The 19,145-nt window shown below is 41.6% G+C and carries 13 protein-coding genes; 7 read left to right on the forward strand and 6 right to left on the reverse strand.

Annotated features, from left to right (window positions below; translation table 11 throughout):
- Positions 1-37: 37 nt before the first annotated feature.
- Both IGI77_RS10460 and IGI77_RS10465 read right to left on the reverse strand, forming a co-directional pair.
- Entirely contained in the window at positions 38-715 is a 678-nt protein-coding gene (locus IGI77_RS10460; protein ID WP_438769986.1) for a YesL family protein, read from the reverse strand.
- 15 nt (positions 716-730) lie between these two features.
- On the reverse strand, positions 731-1,699 hold the full coding sequence (locus IGI77_RS10465; RefSeq protein WP_005229934.1) for an ABC transporter permease: 969 nt from the start codon (positions 1,697-1,699) through the stop codon (positions 731-733).
- Between the two features lie 259 nt (positions 1,700-1,958).
- On the opposite strand from IGI77_RS10465, the gene IGI77_RS10470 reads away from it, so the two are divergent.
- On the forward strand, positions 1,959-2,846 hold the full coding sequence (locus IGI77_RS10470; protein WP_015509917.1) for a carbohydrate ABC transporter permease: 888 nt from the start codon (positions 1,959-1,961) through the stop codon (positions 2,844-2,846).
- 60 nt (positions 2,847-2,906) lie between these two features.
- On the opposite strand, the gene IGI77_RS10475 is transcribed toward IGI77_RS10470, so the two are convergent.
- The gene (locus tag IGI77_RS10475) at positions 2,907-5,120 is read right to left on the reverse strand and encodes an AraC family transcriptional regulator (protein ID WP_438769987.1); all 2,214 of its coding nucleotides are present in this window, start codon (positions 5,118-5,120) and stop codon (positions 2,907-2,909) included.
- A 162-nt stretch (positions 5,121-5,282) separates the two neighbouring features.
- Between IGI77_RS10475 and IGI77_RS10480 the strand changes: the two genes are divergently transcribed.
- From IGI77_RS10480 to IGI77_RS10500, 5 genes are all read left to right on the forward strand, one after another.
- Entirely contained in the window at positions 5,283-6,263 is a 981-nt protein-coding gene (locus IGI77_RS10480) for a LacI family DNA-binding transcriptional regulator (protein WP_005229927.1), read from the forward strand.
- Positions 6,264-6,336: 73 nt separating this feature from the next.
- Entirely contained in the window at positions 6,337-7,740 is a 1,404-nt protein-coding gene (locus IGI77_RS10485) for a tagaturonate reductase (protein WP_438769988.1), read from the forward strand.
- A gap of 12 nt (positions 7,741-7,752) precedes the next feature.
- Entirely contained in the window at positions 7,753-9,264 is a 1,512-nt protein-coding gene (locus IGI77_RS10490; RefSeq protein WP_015509921.1) for a UxaA family hydrolase, read from the forward strand.
- 20 nt (positions 9,265-9,284) lie between these two features.
- A complete protein-coding gene (uxaC, locus tag IGI77_RS10495) occupies positions 9,285-10,673 on the forward strand; it encodes a glucuronate isomerase (protein WP_438769989.1) in 1,389 nt (462 codons plus the stop codon).
- Positions 10,674-10,683: 10 nt separating this feature from the next.
- Positions 10,684-11,355 carry a rhamnogalacturonan acetylesterase gene (locus IGI77_RS10500; RefSeq protein ID WP_438769991.1) on the forward strand — a complete coding sequence of 224 codons (672 nt, stop codon included), beginning with the start codon at positions 10,684-10,686 and terminating at the stop codon, positions 11,353-11,355.
- 192 nt (positions 11,356-11,547) lie between these two features.
- Here IGI77_RS10500 and IGI77_RS10505 read toward each other — a convergent pair whose 3' ends face one another.
- Together IGI77_RS10505 and IGI77_RS10510 are read right to left on the reverse strand one after the other, a co-directional pair.
- Positions 11,548-13,626 carry a glycoside hydrolase family 36 protein gene (locus IGI77_RS10505; protein ID WP_438769992.1) on the reverse strand — a complete coding sequence of 693 codons (2,079 nt, stop codon included), beginning with the start codon at positions 13,624-13,626 and terminating at the stop codon, positions 11,548-11,550.
- 29 nt (positions 13,627-13,655) lie between these two features.
- Entirely contained in the window at positions 13,656-14,882 is a 1,227-nt protein-coding gene (locus IGI77_RS10510; protein WP_395997844.1) for a glycoside hydrolase family 28 protein, read from the reverse strand.
- A 165-nt stretch (positions 14,883-15,047) separates the two neighbouring features.
- Here IGI77_RS10510 and IGI77_RS10515 point away from each other — a divergent pair, with 165 nt between their 5' ends.
- The gene (locus IGI77_RS10515; protein ID WP_325845015.1) at positions 15,048-16,031 is read left to right on the forward strand and encodes an AraC family transcriptional regulator; all 984 of its coding nucleotides are present in this window, start codon (positions 15,048-15,050) and stop codon (positions 16,029-16,031) included.
- Positions 16,032-16,106: 75 nt separating this feature from the next.
- Here the strand turns inward: IGI77_RS10515 and IGI77_RS10520 are convergent, their stop codons facing one another.
- On the reverse strand, positions 16,107-19,082 hold the full coding sequence (locus IGI77_RS10520; RefSeq protein WP_438769994.1) for an alginate lyase family protein: 2,976 nt from the start codon (positions 19,080-19,082) through the stop codon (positions 16,107-16,109).
- Positions 19,083-19,145: the final 63 nt, after the last annotated feature.

Here is a 19,145-nt window from a genome sequence, read left to right on the forward strand (position 1 = left end):
TGTTTGCGGACCAGTAAAAGTCTTTGAGCCGTTTTCTTTAGATAATGACCTCCTCTCCTTTGCTGGAAACGGTTTGCTCCGTAGTCGATGCCGTTTTTGAAACCACCTGATCTGTTTCAACTGGGTGGATATCTTGAAGAATTTTTTTACCAGCAAGGGCAAAAACACCACCAACTAAGCTGCTACCCATCAAAAAGAGGCCGATCAAGAAATAACTGCCCAGGACTAAATAGCCAACGATCAAAATCGTCCAACTTATGATCGAATAATGCAGATAGCCTAAACCTAACAACGCACTCCCCCGCAGGATCTCAAACACGTTCACAAAGTTGGTGGCTGCCATGACGGTATACACGTGCATGAATAAAAAGAGAAACGCAATCAAAAAGAGGACATTCGCTACTTGGATAAACCATGGAAATGGCGCAAATATGTTGGTGATCACGATCGCTGCAATGATCAGAAACAACCAACTGATCAGCACCGATTGTCGGAACCGTTCTTTACTATAGTAGAAAAAACTTTTGATCAAAGGTGGTCGTTCATGAAGACGAAGCCAGCGATCATAATATTTCATCATGGCATACGACGCAGGGCCAATGCCAAAGAGGACCCCTCCCAGGAGAGTCACACTGAGCCAAAGAAAGTGAAGTGCGATCAGCGTCAAAAATGCGAGTAATCCTTCGTTGATTTTCGTGATCTTTTCGATCGTCATGTGATCCCTTCTTTCTTAATAAATCCCGTCTTCGCCAATTTTTTTCGCCAAACGATTCGCAAAGATAACGAGGATCAAGCCAACAAGTCCTTTAAACAGCCCAACAGCTGTCGAGTAACTCAATTGACCATTTTGAATCCCGGCGGTATAGACAAAGGTATCAAAGATTTGGGCAACTTCACGGTTCATTGAGTTCATCAACAAGAACATATGCTCAAAGCCCATATCTAAGATCGAACCGATCTTTAAAATCAATAAGGTTACGATCGTTGGACGAATACAAGGCAATGTGATATGCCACATTTTTCGTAGCTTGCCAGCCCCATCCATATCCGCAGCTTCATAAAGCTGTTCATCAACATTAGTAATAGCGGCTAGATAGACGATCGTCCCCCAACCGGCACCTTTCCAAAGATCTTGGAAAATGTACATTGGACGCAACCACGTGCGGCTTGTTAGAAACGGGATACGTTCGCCACCAAGACTTTCGATCATGTTATTGATTACACCACCTTCTGTCGTTAATAAAACATAGAAGATGGAAACAACGATGACCCACGACATAAAATGAGGCAAATAAATGATGGTTTGAATCCCTTTTTTCAAACGGCGATTGTTTACTTCATTTAGCATAAGTGCCAATAATATAGGAAAAGGGAAAGAAATCGTGATATTTAAGAAAAACATGATCAGTGTATTGCGCATCAACATCACGAAGGTATCTTCAGTAAAGAGCCGAATAAAATGAGTGAAGCCAACAAAGGGGCTTCCTAGGATCCCCAAGAATGGTTGGTAGTCTTGAAAAGCGATGACCAAACCGCCCATCGGTATGTAACGGAAAATAAGAAAATATAAAATCCCCGGCAATACCATAATATAGAGGGCACGATTTTTTCTGATTTGCGCCCATTTTTTCTTTTTCAGCCGCAGCCGCTGTTCTTCTTCATTAAGTGGTGAGAAGTAATTATCAACTTTTGTTTCCATACTTGTTCCTCCGAATTTTTTTGATTTGATAGTCCCATGGTAGCGTGAAAAAAAGATAACGTATATAATCATTTTCTCAGCTTTGAAAAGGCATACATTTTTTAGGATTATTTCTCAATCGAATTGGAAAACCCTTGATTTATCAACGTTTATAACTATTGTGAATTTTTTAACATGTAAAAGTGATTATATACGTTGTCCCCGCCTCATGATACGTTGGAAGTACCTATTTAAGTAAAAAAAGATGGAGGTTTTTTCTATGCAACAAACCCTGAAAAAAACGAACCGCCCGAAAAGTGAACGGGTCGTTCAAGGATTTATTATTGGCTTTCTACTACTCTTCACCTTAACGTGTCTCTTACCTTTTCTAAACATTCTCGGAAGCTCCTTTGCTTCTTCTTCTGAGATCGCGACACGAACATTTATCATTATTCCACGTGAATTTAGCTTAAATGCTTACCGGTATATTCTCTCGACACCCACGATTTTTACGAGTATTGGTGTTTCCCTTTTCGTGACCATCGTCGGAACGGTTCTTTCAATGATCTTGACCTCTTTTATGGCCTATGCTCTTTCGAGAAAATATTTGCATGGACGCGGCATCTTCAACTTTATTGTCGTATTTACCATGTTGTTTAGCGGTGGGATGATCCCAAGTTTTATTTTGGTACAAAGCCTCGGCTTGATCGATTCTCTCTGGGCATTGATCTTACCGAGCGCCATCAGTGCATATAATATGATCATTATGAGAAACTTTTTCCAAGGGATTCCTGATAGTTTAGAGGAATCCGCAAAAATGGATGGTTGCTCTGATTGGGGCGTCTTTTTCCGTATCATCTTACCCCTTTCCTTACCATCGATTGCGACGATCTCTTTGTTCTACGCTGTTAGTTATTGGAATACTTATCAATCAGCGATCTTGTACATCAATGATTCAGCGAAATGGCCGATCCAAGTGCTCCTTCGACAAATCGTGATCGTCTCCAGCGGGATGAACGCTGATGCCGCTAGTGTCGATGTTGTCCCCCCAGCACAATCCGTAAAAATGGCCGTGATCGTCGTTGCGACTCTGCCAATGTTGATCGCCTATCCATTTGTCCAGAAGTATTTCGTGAAAGGTGCAATGGTTGGTTCCGTCAAAGGGTAACCAACAGGCAGCAAAGAAAAAAGCGCTTTTGATCAACGATCAAAAAGCGCTTTTTTTCTTTTAGTCTTTGGATCGTTTGCGATACTCTCCAGGGGTCATCTGTTCTTTCTTTTTGAAAAAGCGGATGAAGTTTTGAGAGTTGGTATATTGAAGGTTGGCTGCGATTTCCTTGATCGTCATATCCGTTTCCCGCAACCATTTTTTGGCGATTTGTAACCGATAGTTTTGTAAGTAATCGGCAAAATTGATGGATAATTCCTTTTTAAACACATTACTTAAGTAATTGGCATTATAATGCAGCTGTTCAGCAATGCTATCTAAGGAGAGATCTTGATCGTATTGTTGGTGTACGATCAAGACCATCTTTTCAGACAAGGAGCGAATTTCTCGATCTGTTTTGGCTTGTGTCGTTTCAACGATAGGTAAAACTAACTCATGATAGATGATTTGCTCAACTTTGAACAAACTAGTTTGATTGAGCACGGATTGATAAACTTTACGACTATTCTGCAAGCTGGTATGATCCGCTCCTAAGAGTTGCCCTAGCTGAACGATACTGTTGATCAACTTAAACAAGGCACTTTCAATCGTCAACGGATTTTTGTTTTCATGAATGATTTCCCGTACGACTTCCGTGTAACTCCCTTTGATGGTCGCTAGTTCCCCACTACGCATCGCATCCAAAAAGGTGCTTTCTACTTCTCTAGGGTATTGAACGATCGCATTATTGTCTAATTGTGCTGCAATGTCGTCAAAAAAGATAATGACTTCTTCCCCTAAATTCATTCGATAGTGCAAGGCTTCTTTGGCGTTATCAACCGCTAATTTGGTTTCTACGAGGCGGTCGTAGGATTGTGAGACCCCACAACTTATTTTGATTTTCAAGTAATCTTTTGCCGCTTGATGGATCTTTTGACAATAGGTCAATACTTGTTTTTGGTCAAGTGATTCAGGAAGCTTTAAAATCGTTCCTTGGGTTTCTTGACTGGAGATGATTGGTTGAAAACGCAAATTTGCTGGAATGATCTCAGAAACGAGATTCTCGATGGCAAGCAAGAAAATATCAATAGTCGCTGTTTCTCGTCCACACAAATCATCGATTTGAATCAGTAATACGGCAAAGTGTTCTGTTTTGGATACTTCATACCCAAATTGTGACAGTTTTAAGTGAATATCTTCTTCTGAGATACAGCCGCGAAACAAGTTTAATAGAAACAAGGATTCTAATTCGGGCTTTTGATGCTCGACTTTGACGGCGAGATCGTGGTTTTGATGTAAGACCTGGTCGATATCGGAAATCAACTGATTGACTTCTAATTTCTGACCTTGTTTTTTGGGCTTTAAAAGCTCACCGATCCGATTGATGGGTGAGGTAGCCACGATCGCAATGCGATAGGATACTAATAAAAAGAGGATGATCAAAAGACTGCCAATCACGATCAAACCGCTTCTTAATTCACGGATTGCTTGTGAAACGCTAGCAGGCGCCAGGCGGATCACATGATACCACTGATTGTAATCCGATTGTGTGACCACATACTTATTGTTTTCTTTGTCAGTGAAGATGCCATCGCCGTGGGCAGCTGCAATCATTGTTTCTTGTAAGGCAGAATCGATCACTTCACCATTATCGAAAAGCAGTTGTCCGTCAGCATGAAAAATATTCAAAAAGGAATCGTCATGATCTGCCACCAACTGCGCAATGGTATGGTCTTGGATTTCAGCGATCCCCAAAGCAGTGGTTTCCTGTCGAAACACAGGCAGCGTCATCACCATTTTTAAATAGCCATCTTCTGGTAACCAATACAAGTAGCGTTGGTTGTCGATCAACGCTTGAAAAGCAGCAAGTTCAGTATCATCGATCTGTTTTAAGGAGCCTTCTTCGATTTTCCAATGCTGGTTCAAATTCACCAATTGGTAACTGGCGTTTTCGATCCCCATCACACCAATGTAAGCCAGTTGTGAATTGATCTCTCGTACTTGTCGATAATTCGTCACAGAAAACGGCTGTTCCATCGTATCGGAAAAGCTTTGTGTGCTACTGTATGTAGAAAAGGCATACTCCACCATCTGAATTTTTTGATCCAGATTTTCTTTGACTTGGTTGACCAAATTATGTTGACTTTGCAAAAATGTTTCTTGAATGTTTTGATACGTTCGATGATAAATGACCCCACTAAACCCAACGATTAAAGCGCTACCAATTAGAAAAATCAAAATAAATATTTTATAAAACAAGTTGGACGTTTGATGATAGCTTAAAAAGAATTTCATAGACTCCCTCCCATTACCTAACTATCTTCTTTTATACTAGCACATCCCAGAAAAAGTTCCTATGTTATTTTGAAAAATGTTTCACGTGTGCATCCTTGGTGTATTGACATTCTCGTGGGAACAAGCTATGCTTGAATCAAGCAAAAAGGAAGAAGGTTTTCTATGGTCACGATCAAAGATATCGCCAAAGTCGCTGGTGTTTCACATACAACTGTTTCTCGTGCGCTAAACGATAGCCCATTAATTAAGCCAGAAACAAAAAAGAAGATCGCAGCCATCGCTGAATCTTTACACTATGTGCCCAATGTCAATGCCAAAAGTCTGGTGAATCAAAAATCCTATATCATTGGTCTTTATTTTTCTCATCTATCCATTGGTACTTCCGATAGCTTTTTAGTCGAAGTGATCAAAGGAATCAGTGATACCCTACCATCCGAATATACTTTGGCGGTTCATGAATTATTGCAATCCGATACATTTGATGAAGAGCCGAATCGCCTCGATGGAGCGATCGTGATGAGTCAAAGCGATCGTGATGACGGTTTTATCGCTGCTCTTTCAAAGAAAAACATTCCCATCGTCGTTTTGAATCGTCAATTGCAGGATGCAACCTTGATGAATGTCACTAGTAATGATGCCCAAGGGGTCTATCAAATGATCACCTATGTGCTTGAACAAGGCTTTCGAAAGATCGCCATGATCGAAGGGATCGCTTCCTTTGGTTCCGCTAGAGAGCGCCGCAAAGGATTTATGAAAGCGATTCAAGAAAAGCAGCTTGTCTGCCCGAAAGAATACTTCGTAGCTGGCGACTACTCGTTGGAAAGCGGTCAGCTGGGTGCCCAGCAACTACTCGCTTTACCTGAACCACCTGAAGTGATTTTTTGCGCCAATGATGACATGGCGATCGGTGCGATCAATGCCTGTCATCAAGCAGGACGAAAGATCCCAGAGGAGATAGGCATCATCGGTTTTGATGATAGTTCTTTTTCTCCCTATACGTATCCCCCATTAACAACGATCCGCAAACCAGTCTATGAAATGAGTCAATTGGCAGCAACCCTGCTGTTGCAGGCATTTGCCAATCAAGTAGTTGAGAAACAACATTTCTTTGATACCTCGTTAATCATTCGTCAATCGCTGTAAGCCTCTTGTTTTCAAGAGCGCTTACGCAAAAATGTTAACGTGTGCATATATATATTTTTTTAAGGAGGATTCTATGAAAAAAATTACCGAACAACCCCATCAAACCTATCCAGCCCGAGTGATTCAATTCGGGGAAGGCAATTTTATGCGGGGCTTTTTTAACTGGCAGCTGCAGCAAATGAACAAGCAAGGTCTTTTTAACGGCAGTGCCGTTGTGGTACAGCCGATTGATCACGGCTTGAAAGAGCTGTTGGCACAACAAGAAAATCTCTACACCGTTATCTTAGAAGGGCTTGTCGATGGCGCTTTATCTCAAACATTTGAAGTCGTCTCCACCATTGATCAAGTGCTGAATCCTTATCAGCAATGGGAAGACTATCTTGCTTTAGCCGAAGACGAGCAACTTGAGATTATCGTTTCTAATACGACGGAAGCAGGTATTGCGTTTCACCCAGAGGATACCTTACACGATACCCCTCCCCAAAGTTTTCCCGCAAAACTGACCGCTCTTTTGTATCGTCGTTTTCAACTACGAAAAAAGGGATTTTTGATCATTCCTTGTGAATTGATCGATCGGAATGGGGAAAAACTAAAAGAGATCGTCTTACAATATGCCGTATTATGGTCTTTGGAATCAGACTTCGTCAACTGGTTAGAAAAAGAAAACACCTTCTGCTGCAGCTTAGTCGATCGGATCGTTCCAGGATATCCTCGCGACAAAGTGGCACAATACCAAGAGGTTCTTGGCTATGAGGATGCCGTAATGGTCACTGCGGAACCCTTTATGCTATGGGTGATCGAAGGAAACGGCGTAGCCGAAAAGCTCCCTTTGCAAGAAGCTGGGTTGAATGTGATCGTGACAGAAGATATGACTCCTTACCGTGAACAAAAAGTACATTTATTAAATGGTCCTCATACGGCGATGGTTCCACTCGGTCTTTTAGCGGGTTTAGAAACCGTTGAAGAAGTAATGAACGACCGTGAATTTGCAGCCTTTTTGGATGGTCTTTTTCAGGAAGAGTTGATTCCAATGCTTGATTTGCCTAAAGCACAGCTTGCAGCTTATGCGGACCAAATCAAAGAGCGCTTCAGAAATCCTTATGTGAAGCATCAGCTGCAATCGATCGCTTTAAACAGCGTCTCAAAATTCCGTGCGCGTCTTCAACCAGTCTTAATTCGTTATGTCCAACAAAACCAGCAGGTACCAAAACGAATCACTGCTGCACTGGCAGGATTGCTGACTTTCTATCTCACACGACCCTTTCAAGATGATGAGCTAGTGACAACCATATTTCAGCAAGTGAAACAATTACCAGCAGAAGAACAGATCGCAGCTCTATTGAAAAATGAGCAACTTTGGCATGCAGACCTGAGCTTTATGACAGAGACGATCAATGAAATGTGCGCATGCCTAAAACAAGACGGACCCCGCCAGTTACTTGCGTCGATTGACACCCCTGAGCCAAGTTTGAAATAAAGGAGAATCTTTATGTCCAGCACATTAACAGAAACACCCGCGCAACTATTGAAATTGCACCCTAAAGACAATGTCGCAGTCGCATTAAAACCACTAGCTGCTAAAACGACCCTTGCATTTGAAGGTCAAACGATCACCCTTTTTGAGGATATTCCACAAGGACACAAAATCGCCCTCAAAGACCTAGCACAATCACAAGACGTGATCAAATATGGCTATCCCATTGGACATCTCTTAGCTGACGTGAAAACTGGCCAATGGTTGCATACCCACAATGTCAAAACCAACCTTTCTGGTACCTTAACATACACCTATGCTCCCGATTTGCATCCCGTCCGTTATCCAAAAAGGGCTGCGACGTTCCAAGGGTACCGTAGGGCAAACGGCAAAGTTGGGATTCGTAATGATTTACTGATCGTGCCAACAGTTGGTTGTATCAATGGCATCGCAGAGATTATTGTTGAAAACTTCAAGAAGAATCATCCGGATCTTGGCACTTTTGATCATATTACGATCCTTAAACATCCCTACGGCTGCTCTCAGTTAGGCCAAGATCATCAAAATACCCGTCAAATTTTAATTGATGCGGTGCATCATCCAAATGCCGGTGGCGTCTTGGTCTTTGGCTTAGGTTGTGAGAACAACACCGTTCCCGAGTTTAAGAAAAACCTGGGTGACTACGATCCAAAGCGCGTCAAATTTATGGTGGCACAGGAAAGCGACGATGAAATTGCGGTCGGCGAAAGCTTATTAGAAGAATTACTGGAAGCAGCAAAAGAGGATCAACGAGAAGCCGTTCCCTTGAGTGAGCTAAAGATCGGGTTGAAATGTGGGGGTTCCGACGGGTTTTCTGGGATCACCGCCAACCCTTTGTTGGGGGCATTTTCTGACTTTTTAGTTTCTCAAGGTGGCAGTACAGTCTTGACGGAAGTACCCGAAATGTTTGGCGCTGAACAAGTCTTGATGGCGCGTGCACAAGATGAAGCAACCTTTGAAAAAATTCTCCATCTAATCAACGACTTTAAAGATTATTTCCTTGCATACGGTGAACCGGTCTATGAAAATCCTTCTCCTGGCAATAAGGCAGGCGGCATCACTACGCTAGAAGATAAGTCATTAGGCTGTACCCAAAAATCTGGGACTTCCGCTGTCGTCGATGTCTTAAAATATGGGGAAAAACTCCGTAAGCCAGGCTTGAGCCTGCTGGAAGGTCCAGGAAACGACCTTGTTGCCGCTTCTGCACTGGCTTCTGCCGATTGCCAACTCGTCTTATTTACCACTGGTCGCGGCACGCCATTTGGTGCCTATGTGCCGACCATGAAAGTTGCCACGAATCAAGAGATTTATCATAAGAAACCCCACTGGATGGATTTCAACGCTGGTCGCTTGTTGGAAGAGCCGATGGAGGTCGTGCTGGAAGATTTTATTCAAGCGATCATCGATACTGCCAGTGGAAAACCGACGCGTAATGAAGCCAACAACGTTCGTGAGATCGCCATCTTTAAAAATGGCGTGACACTATAATCAAAGAAAAGAGGTCCGACATGTTTTTAAATGAAAACTATTTATTGCCAAATGAAATTGCTCAAACACTATACCATGACTATGCCAAAGAGCTGCCGATTATTGATTACCACTGCCACCTAGACCCGAAAGAAATCTATGAGGATCGGCCCTTTAAAACGATCACCGAGGCATGGCTAAGTGGTGATCATTACAAATGGCGATTGATGCGCGCTTGTGGCGTACCCGAAGAAGCGATTACGGGCAATGCCAGTGATTATGAAAAATTTTTGGCATGGTGTCAAACAGTGCCAAAATTGGTGGGAAATCCCCTTTACAGTTGGACCCATTTAGAATTAAAGCGATTTTTTGAGATTGATCTTCCCGTTACTGAAGAAAACGCCGAAACTTTGTGGAGGCTATGCAACGAAAAATTGCAGCAAAAAGACTTTACCCGAAGAGCTTTGATTGCTCGCAGTAACGTCGAGATCGTTTGCACCACAGATGATCCAGTCGATGATCTTCACTATCATCACCAATTAAGCCAAACAGAACAACGTTTTCGGGTCTTGCCGACCTTTCGACCTGACAAAGCGTTACAAATCGACCATCCAAATTTTCTTACCTATGTTACCAAACTCGAAAAGAGTGTCGAAAACGCGATCACTACCTACGATGCTTTCTTGACAGCCTTGCGGGACCGTGTAACCTACTTTCACCAGCATCACTGCCGCTTGTCTGACCATGCGCTGGATACTTTAGTGTATGCTGCAGACGAACAGTTATCCCTTGAAGCAATTTTTGCCAAAGCATTAGCTGGAGAATCTTTGGAGGAAAACGAAGTCTCGTTCTTCAAAACCAATGTTCTAGTTGAACTGATGAAGCTGTATCACGAACATGGTTGGACGATGCAACTGCATGTCCATGCGTACCGTAACTGCAATCAACGAATGTTTGAGCGCTTGGGACCAGATACGGGCTACGATGGCATCAATGATCAACCACTGACTCAAAGCTTGCAGAAATTATTGAACGCTGCTGATGCGCAGGACCATTTGCCTCAAACGATTCTCTACTCCTTAAATCCCAATGACTATGATGCACTCGTCGCTTTGATGGGGTGCTTCCAGCAAGAAGGCAATAATAAATTGCAGTTAGGATCTGGCTGGTGGTATAACGACACCCGCGCAGGCATGCGTCACCAATTGACGAAATTCGCAGACGGCAGTGTGATCTTTAACTTTGTCGGCATGCTGACGGATTCAAGAAGCTTTTTGTCTTACACCCGTCATGAATATTTCCGACGCGTCTTTTGTGAATGGCTTGCTGAGATCGTTGTACGTGGTGAAGCACCTGCTGATCTTCGTCAGCTAAAACCATTAGTAGAAAATGTCTGTTATCAAAACGCCAACAACTACTTCAAATTTTAGGAGAAAGACAATGGAAAAAATCGTCATCGTCGGTGATTCCACCGCATCGATCAAAGAGCCTAGCGCTCGTCCAGAAACGGGCTGGGGTGAAAAGATCTCACGCTATCTCCCCCAGCATCAAATCGTCAACTTGGCAAAAAATGGGCGTTCCTCCAAAAGCTTCATTGAAGAAGGACGCTTGTTGCAGGCAAAAAAAGAACTATATGCTGGTGATTATCTCTTGATTCAATTTGGACACAACGATCAAAAAACAGATAGTCGTGGTACGACACCTGTAGAATATCAGCATAATTTAGCAACCTTTGTGCAAACGGCACGCCAGCAGCAAGCGACACCGATCCTATTGACCTCGATCACTCGTTTGCATTACGTGGACCAACAGCAACTTGATCCTTTGGCAGTCGGTCCTTACCCAGAAGCAATGCGTGCTTTGGCTACCTCCTTGGATGTGGTCTGTCTGGATCTTTTTGTCGCAACACAACGGTTCTTTTCAGCACTGGAACCACAACAGGCGAAAACCTATTTTCTTCATTTAGAAAAAAACCAGCACCCCAATTATCCAGCCGGCATTACGGATAACACGCATTTGAATGACCAAGGTGCTACAGCCGTCGCCAAATTAGTTGCCAAAGGTTTGACAAATGCTCCATTACCGCTTGCACAACAAGTTTTGTTAGATTGAAACTCATTGTTCGTGTTGAATCTTCCCCATTTAGATTAGAAGAAACCATGTATCCCCCAAACTGGTTCGTTTCAGAATTTGAAAGTGACCGCTTAAAGTTAGCATTTTTCGTCTAACTTTGAGCGGTCACTTCCTCTATTCTACTTAGTTTAAAAGGCTATTTAATGATTGAATTTTGATAGAAAGAAAATGCTAACGAAGCTTAATGAGCATCGCACACCCCATTAAGGGAGAAGGAAAAGAAAGGTACCACTTATTTTTCTTCTTTTGAAGCTGGATTCCCTGGCACTCAAATCCGCAGGTATGAAGAATCGTACGAAAATCCATAGGTAGTTCAACCATTGTTCGGTCAAAGTTATGAATGATGAGCAAGGCTTGATCACCAAGTTCCCGTTGAACGATTTGATAACCAGTTGGTTTTCGATAGGAAAGAATCTGACTTCGGACGACAGTTGTCGTTCCATCCTTGATCAAAGGACGACAGTGATCGTAAAAGACGAAACAATCATCAATCACTTTCCACTGCTCTTTGGAAAGCTCATTGATATCGCCGGATAGACATATTCTTCCTAAAAAGGTACTGATCAAAGAATAAAACAACCGTTGGGGTGAATCTTGCTTTCTAATGACCGCCCAAATCAGGCTTTGTCTCGGTAAAAGATGGTCATGCAAATTTGCTGCTATGATTGGGACACTGATTGCCTCATGAGCATCAGAAAAGCTCGACAGATCCGTCAGTTGGATCATTGAATACTCTAAGCGATGACCGCCTGACGAACAGTTTTCGATGATTAAATCAGGCAATTGCTGCTGAATGCGTTTAATAAATGCCTGTGTTGCCAACAGCTGTAAGCGACTTTCTTCGCCAAAAGATTCTTTCCCATCAAAACCGATCCCAAAATTTTCATTATAATCGATTTTCAAATATCCGATATCATAGTACTTTAAAAAATTGATTACTCTCTCTTGTAAATAGTCAATGACCCAAGGATCTCGCATATTCCAAAAGCGTCGATTGCCGACGGTTAGAGGCTGTCCATCTTTATTCAATAGATGTTCAAAAAACGTACTGGCAACTGACTGATCTCCGACTGTTTCAATTTCAAACCAAATGCCCGGAATCAGATCATGCTGCTTGATAGCAGCGATCACCGTCTCTAATCCATTGGGAAACTGTGACGAACTTACTTGCCAATCACCATGACTACGTTCCCATCCATGTTGATTGGCATACCAGCCAGCATCAATGACATAATATTGAATCGCTTTCCCTTTTAAGGCAGCCAAATTTTTCAAAGTCATAGCTTCTGTTGGTCGTCCCCAAGATGTACAAAATTCGTTGAATTGGATTGCCAAATCCTCTTCCGTAGGATGCTGTTTTTGTGCCAAAGGTAACGTCAATATCTTTGTTAATCTTTGGGCGGCAATTGCTTCATTCCCGCAAGTGACGGTTAGGTATGCTTTTGGAGTGACAAAAACTTCACCCGGCATAACAGCTTTTAGCCAATGTCCATAATCTCGGTCTGCTAATCCACCCGACAAACAAAAATCCTCATCAAGACGATACGCTTCAAACTGCCATGATCCTGGTTGCGCAAGACTAACTGCCCATGTAATATCCTTTTGTTTGTCATAGATTGCCGCTTGCGGAAACCACCCTCTAACTGGCATCGAACCCACTTGCCCAAATTTTTCTAATCCTATACCAGACGGCTTCCATGAGGGCTCAAGCTGTAAGTCTTCAAGCAATTGTATGGTTTTACGCCCTTCAAAACTCCACTTGCTTTGATAGCGGATCAAGCTCAAATTGCCTATTGGATTCTCATCATAAAATGGACTAAGATTACTCAATGAGAAGCTTGCCAACATTTCAAGCATCTGGGGAATCTTCGTCCGATTTTCAAAGGTCACATAAGTTTCTATTACTGGAAACCCTATCTGCCAGCTTACATAATGGGTATAGTGATTTCCTCTATCATCAGCTAAGATGGTAGCAATTTCTTTTTTATTCGATTCCTGTTTATCGATTTGTTTCACTAATCGAAGGCTTTTGACTGTTGCACTATTCCGCATCGTACTCCCTGTGCTGAACCCTTTTGGGTAATCATCACCTATCAGTTTTGCTTGAATCAAGGAATCAAATTTGGTCTTTTTAGGTAGCTGTACTTCATGATGCAAAGAAGTTGGGCTAAGGACCCATTCCACAGATTCGGCGGATTGATAGTAGTCGATCGTCATATCGCCAAACACGACCGTGCGTAACTTTTGCATATAACGGTCTCCTTTCATTTGTATACTGCCTACTGATCGATTCCTTTAAAAAAGCGCTGCGTAATAAGTCCTTGCAATTCAATCACCTGGTTTTTCCCAATTTCAATCTTCGTCGGATTCAAAAATTCCACTTGTTGAAGTTCCAGTTGAACACTTTCGTCCACCCGAAGAAAACAAGCTTCCCCTGTATAATCAATCTTGAGATTCTTAAATTGTAATCGGACCTGTTCACCGTTCCCAAAAAAGTTTGATGTCTTGCGAATCCCAGAAATCGAGCAATTCTCTATCAATAACTGGCGCAAAGGTCGATTATTTTGCATTAGTTTCTTTTCGCCATACTCGTAAACAAGAAACTTATCTGCGTCAGCGATTTTACAATCAATTAAGCGAATGTTTTGGGCATCTTTTTGAATCGTATCTGCCTCAATCGCATAGTATTTAAAAATGGCATGGGTATAATACGTATTTTCTGAAAGGTGAGGATAACGCCCTGGACCTTGATACCTACAGTTTTTAAAGATAATCGTATCGCCACCGATCCTCATTGCGTTGCAAGCTGTATTTAAAAAACAATCTTCTACCATCAGCTGCTCAATGTCATACCCAGCAAAGCAGTCATCTCCACATGCTAGATGACAATCACGGACATAAATGTTGGTGGAATGATGTAGATTGAATCCGTCATGCCCCGCTTCGATGATTACATTGTTTATTTGGACATTTTGACAGCCATCGATCGTATGACTCCAGTTAGCACTATTTTTAAAACAATAACCAGCTAAATGAACCCCCGTGATTTGGGAAAGAACGATCCCCATCGGTCCACGAAAGCCTTCTTCCCCATTTTCGTCGAAAGTATCTTGACCATCGATCAACGATCCAGGTTCCCCGATGATCTTCACATTTTCTTCTTTAAAAGCCGTGATCATGGCATAAAAATAATACTCAGGTAAATGCCAAATTTTTTTGTAGTATTCATCGTGCAAGTAGTTGATCGTACTTGGTACTTGAAAATCACAATAGTCCGCTAAGTTTTGGCTTCCCCTTAAGATTGCCCCAGATTTTAAACGTAAGGTGATATTTGAATAAAGACGTAAAGAGCCAATCAAATAGTCCCCCTCTGGTATGATTACTTCTCCTCCTCCAGCCTTTCGACAAGCATCGATGCATGATTGAATCGCCTTTGTTTGATTTTTTTCTGAATTTGTTGACACCCCGTAATCAGTGATAATAAACGTGTTCCTTTGGTCTTCCATTTCCATTTCCTCCTGTCCAATAATCATTTTTTTCCACCCAGTCATTTCTCAAAAATGAATACAAGTCAATTATAATGCGGATCTAATTGTTGAATAACTGAAAAAACGATATAATTGGTGTCAGAAAGTTACCTTTCTAATGTCTTTGCTATGAAGGAGTATCGAATGATCTATCAGATTCATTTAAATCTACCAATTTTCAATTTATGGAGTGGGTTGTTTTCGAACAATAAAAATCAAACATGGCGCCACAAAGAAACCCATCATTCCGAAAATTTTGAACTTATCTTGCCAATAAAAAACGATGTTTCCTTGACCATCAACGAAAAAGAGGTATTGATCAAGGAAAACGAATGCTTTTTGATACCGCCATATGCGAAAATCAAAGCTGCTGCTACAATTGAACATGAAGTTCATTTTTACTGGCTACATTTCATTGCTTCCTACCAAACGATTTCTTTAAAAGAGCCTATGTTACAAAAAGGCCTACAGGATCTAGCAACACTAACGATGCCAACAGAGTTAAATAATTTTATCTTTCTCCCACAACGTTTCCAGTTAAAGTATCCCGAACGAATCGTTGTTTTGCTTAATCAATTGCTTACAAACGGAAAAAGACAACAATACACACAACGGGGGAATGATTTTTCTTTAACCTTATTACTGATCGCTCTTTGTGATGATTACCTAAATCAATTGGCACATACCGCGAAAAATCATGTCAAAAAAACTGCATTGATTGCCGAGTGGATTCGAGTCAACCTTACAAGTGAACTCCACTTATCTGATATTGCTAACCATTTTGGCTTGAATCCCAATTATCTTAGCCGACTGTTCAAAAAAGAACAGGGAATTGGTATCAAAGAGTATATGGTAAACATCAAAATTGATTATGCAAAAACACTTTTAGCAACAACCAATTTATCGGTCAACGAAGTAGCTGATCAAGCTTTCTTTTCCGATGCAAAACATTTTATGAGGACGTTTAAACAGAAAAATGGCTTAACCCCTTCTGACTATCGAGCAGAAAATGCGCAAACCAATCTAAATTCTAGTCAGATGAATCTTTCCGCCCCGTTACCACAGCAATTAGGTAATGAGGCACTAAAGAAGCTTATCTATCAGATTTTGAAAGAAAATCATCAATAAAAAACATTTGTCCACCTTTGGTCCGTTTTAACGGAACTTGTTCAAGGTGGCTGCAAATGTTTTTTGTTCTTTTATTTAGAAATCGTAATAAAAAAGCAATTTTTCTTCTTCTGCAAGTGCATTTGCATCAGTTGTTTGTTTTTGTCCTAAGACGAGTGTCAATTCAGGGTCTTGCTCTTTTGCAACTGCTGAAAGATCGATTTTTATGATTCGATCCTCATAAAACGGAGCGGTCAGAAAAACAAATCCTCGTCCCGTTCCCATGACAGAAAACGTCTCGCTTTCAGTAATTTCTGTTTGATTTGCTTTGATCAACTGATCACCGGCAGCATTTTTTTCATCTGTAATTGACAAGTAACAGTTTGCTGATTGGTTCCACAGTGCAACCTTCCCTCCATCCAGAGGTATTAGTTGGAAAAGATCAGCTTCAACATATTTTTTACTGATTTGTAGAAGACTTGCATCGTTAGCGGATAAATAAGAATTTCGTGTTTCATAAACATACTCGTCGTCTACTTTGGTTAAGGTTCTTTCATACCAAGGTTCTAAGCGTGTTCTTATTCGCAAAATTAAGCTTGGCGCAGTCTCATAAATCGGGCCATTGTAAAAAGTCAACGTTGAAAAATTCAAATGATCATTATGGATGTACCCTTGGGCGCGCATTGCTGCAGCAGCTTTGCTTGTCCAGGTCGTATCAACGGGACTATCGTGAAAGCGTGCTGCCACTTGTTCATATATTGGGCGCAACTCTCCGCGATTGATGCGTTCACTATCTAGCCGGGTCCAATACCCTCGATTCGGGTTTTGGAAAACGTTCATGAGGGGGGTGAATGGTACCTCTTCAAATAAATTGTACTTGGCAGCCCATTCAAAGGCTTTCACTAAGCGATAATCATGTAATGAATAAAGATCGATCCCTTGATTCGCAGCGGCTTCAGCCACAGATGCCAAATAGCTGATCCCTAACTGTGCATGTGCTTGGTCACGTCCACTTTCAACCGATTGCCCCGTATCGCTGACATAGACAGCAATCGATCCATTGATATGAATCGACTGATACAGATTGATCGCCCGCTCAACGATCGGTTGACTATCTGTAAAAAGACCAATCGCCATCATCGCATTCATAGCCGCCGTATCCCAGTTGCCGTTTGCTAACATCGGAACCCCTAGATCTTCAATTGCTGGATACACAGTATTAATAAGCATTTCTTGGGTTTGGCTGATATCTTCGGCAGTATATCCAGAATAACCACCTTGATAATGCGCAAGTATCTCTGCTGCTTCTATTAATTTTGAACTACTGATCGCAGCGCCCAAAATGCGATCACGGCCATCAATCACTTTTAAGGTTTGCGACCAGCCATTAATGATTTCTTTAGCTTTTTGTGCATAGTCATCCTCTTCTGTGATGACCCATTGTAGGGCTAAAAAGTACGCTGCATTGCTGGCGCTTTCAAATTTGCCGATATTGCCATGACCTTCTGGAGCACCGCGTCCCACTCCTTCTAAAGGCGTATCTATAAATGTCAATGCACTTTGATCATTGGAGACCCCTTGTTTAAGTTTTAAATAATCACTATACCAGGGTTCTTTTTTCTCAGCGATTCGTTGTTTCATCTGATCGAGATGTTCAGTGGTCAGTTGGATACCTGGATGGGTAAAGGATCTAGCTTCACTTACTCCTTTTACCGTATACGTTGCCTGCTGATAAGTAACTTCGATGCTTTCAGGCAAATCCGCTACTGGGAAAACAGCTTGAAAATAGTCGCTTGTTTTCTGAACTTTAGCTGAAACATTTAATTGATAGTCATCTGGCAGATCATCACTTGTGATCGGCAACCATCGAACAAACACTTGATTTGCACGTATTTCATGGTCAACAATCAGCGCTCCTGAGAACTCAGTTTCTTCAAAAACAAAGTACGCTGGTCGATTTTGTTGTCGACTAGCAGTTAAGCTTCCTTCCTGCCAATGTAAAAACCAATGAGTAACGGAGGGTTCGTCTCGTAAAGTATCTAGATCTGAAGCGATCGTATAACGGTTTGACTCAGGATAATAATGAATGGATAACCGTTCATTATCATTGACGGATGCGGCGGTAAAGTTGAATAAAAAGCGTTCGTCTTTCTTTTGATAATAGTTTTTTTGTTCATCTGATTCTGAAAAATAGTTTTGAAAGGTCAGAAATTTACCAGTGGTGGTTGATTGAATTTGAGCTGTCGGTTTTAAAGAACCAGTTATTTTGTGGATCGGTTCTGCCACATACAAAGCAAACGTCTCTGCTTCTTGTTCATTCTCTACTGTGTAAATTGCCCCATTTTCCCTAACGGCAAAGTAACTCCCCGAATCAGTTTTGATTTTCATGTACTTCACTGGTAATGAAGCGTTGGTGAAATAATTACCAATCTTATGTCCCTCTATGGTTTGGGGTACTTCATCAGTTGTCCGTATAATCTTGACATAGGGCGCTCTTGTCGAACGAATTGAAAAAAGTTCGGATGCAGCAATCGATTCATCAAGACTTTTTTCTGTATAAAAGTGGATGGTCACTTCTTGACGATTCGCAGCTTTGGCTTCTTTGATCAAATCAGTGATATCTAACGTAACTACTGCCTCTCCATTTGGCAGCGTGACTTCATACGTTTTCGTATCCTTCAATACGCTAGGCTTGTTGTCGTAAGTGATCGTATCAGAATCCCACTGACTCCCGGCTTGTCCTCCACTAGTCAATTCATTGGAAGCCTCTTGGAAAAACAACTGGTTGCCGCCATGAGTAGTCACCATTTCCAATTGGATCTGTTTGATCGTTTCTATGTCTGTCAAATCACTGATAGCTAATTTCATATAAGCTTCTCTTAATTTTCCTACAATTAATTTTTCTCTGTTTCGTTCTTTCATCACTTCTCCATGTTGACCATTAAAGTTTGAGACAAACGCATCATCAACAATGATGATTTCCTCTCTTTCGCTAGCAAATCCTACTTGAACACTTAAAATACTAAGCAACAGACTACCAAGCAACAAAAACCAAACTTTTGCGATCCCCATTTTCTGCCTCCTTTTTTTAAAAAAAATAGTCAAAATAATCGACCAACGTTATCAGCTATGTCT

The sequence above is a fragment of the Enterococcus sp. DIV0213h genome, from assembly GCF_051711285.1.
Taxonomy (GTDB): domain Bacteria; phylum Bacillota; class Bacilli; order Lactobacillales; family Enterococcaceae; genus Enterococcus_D; species Enterococcus_D casseliflavus.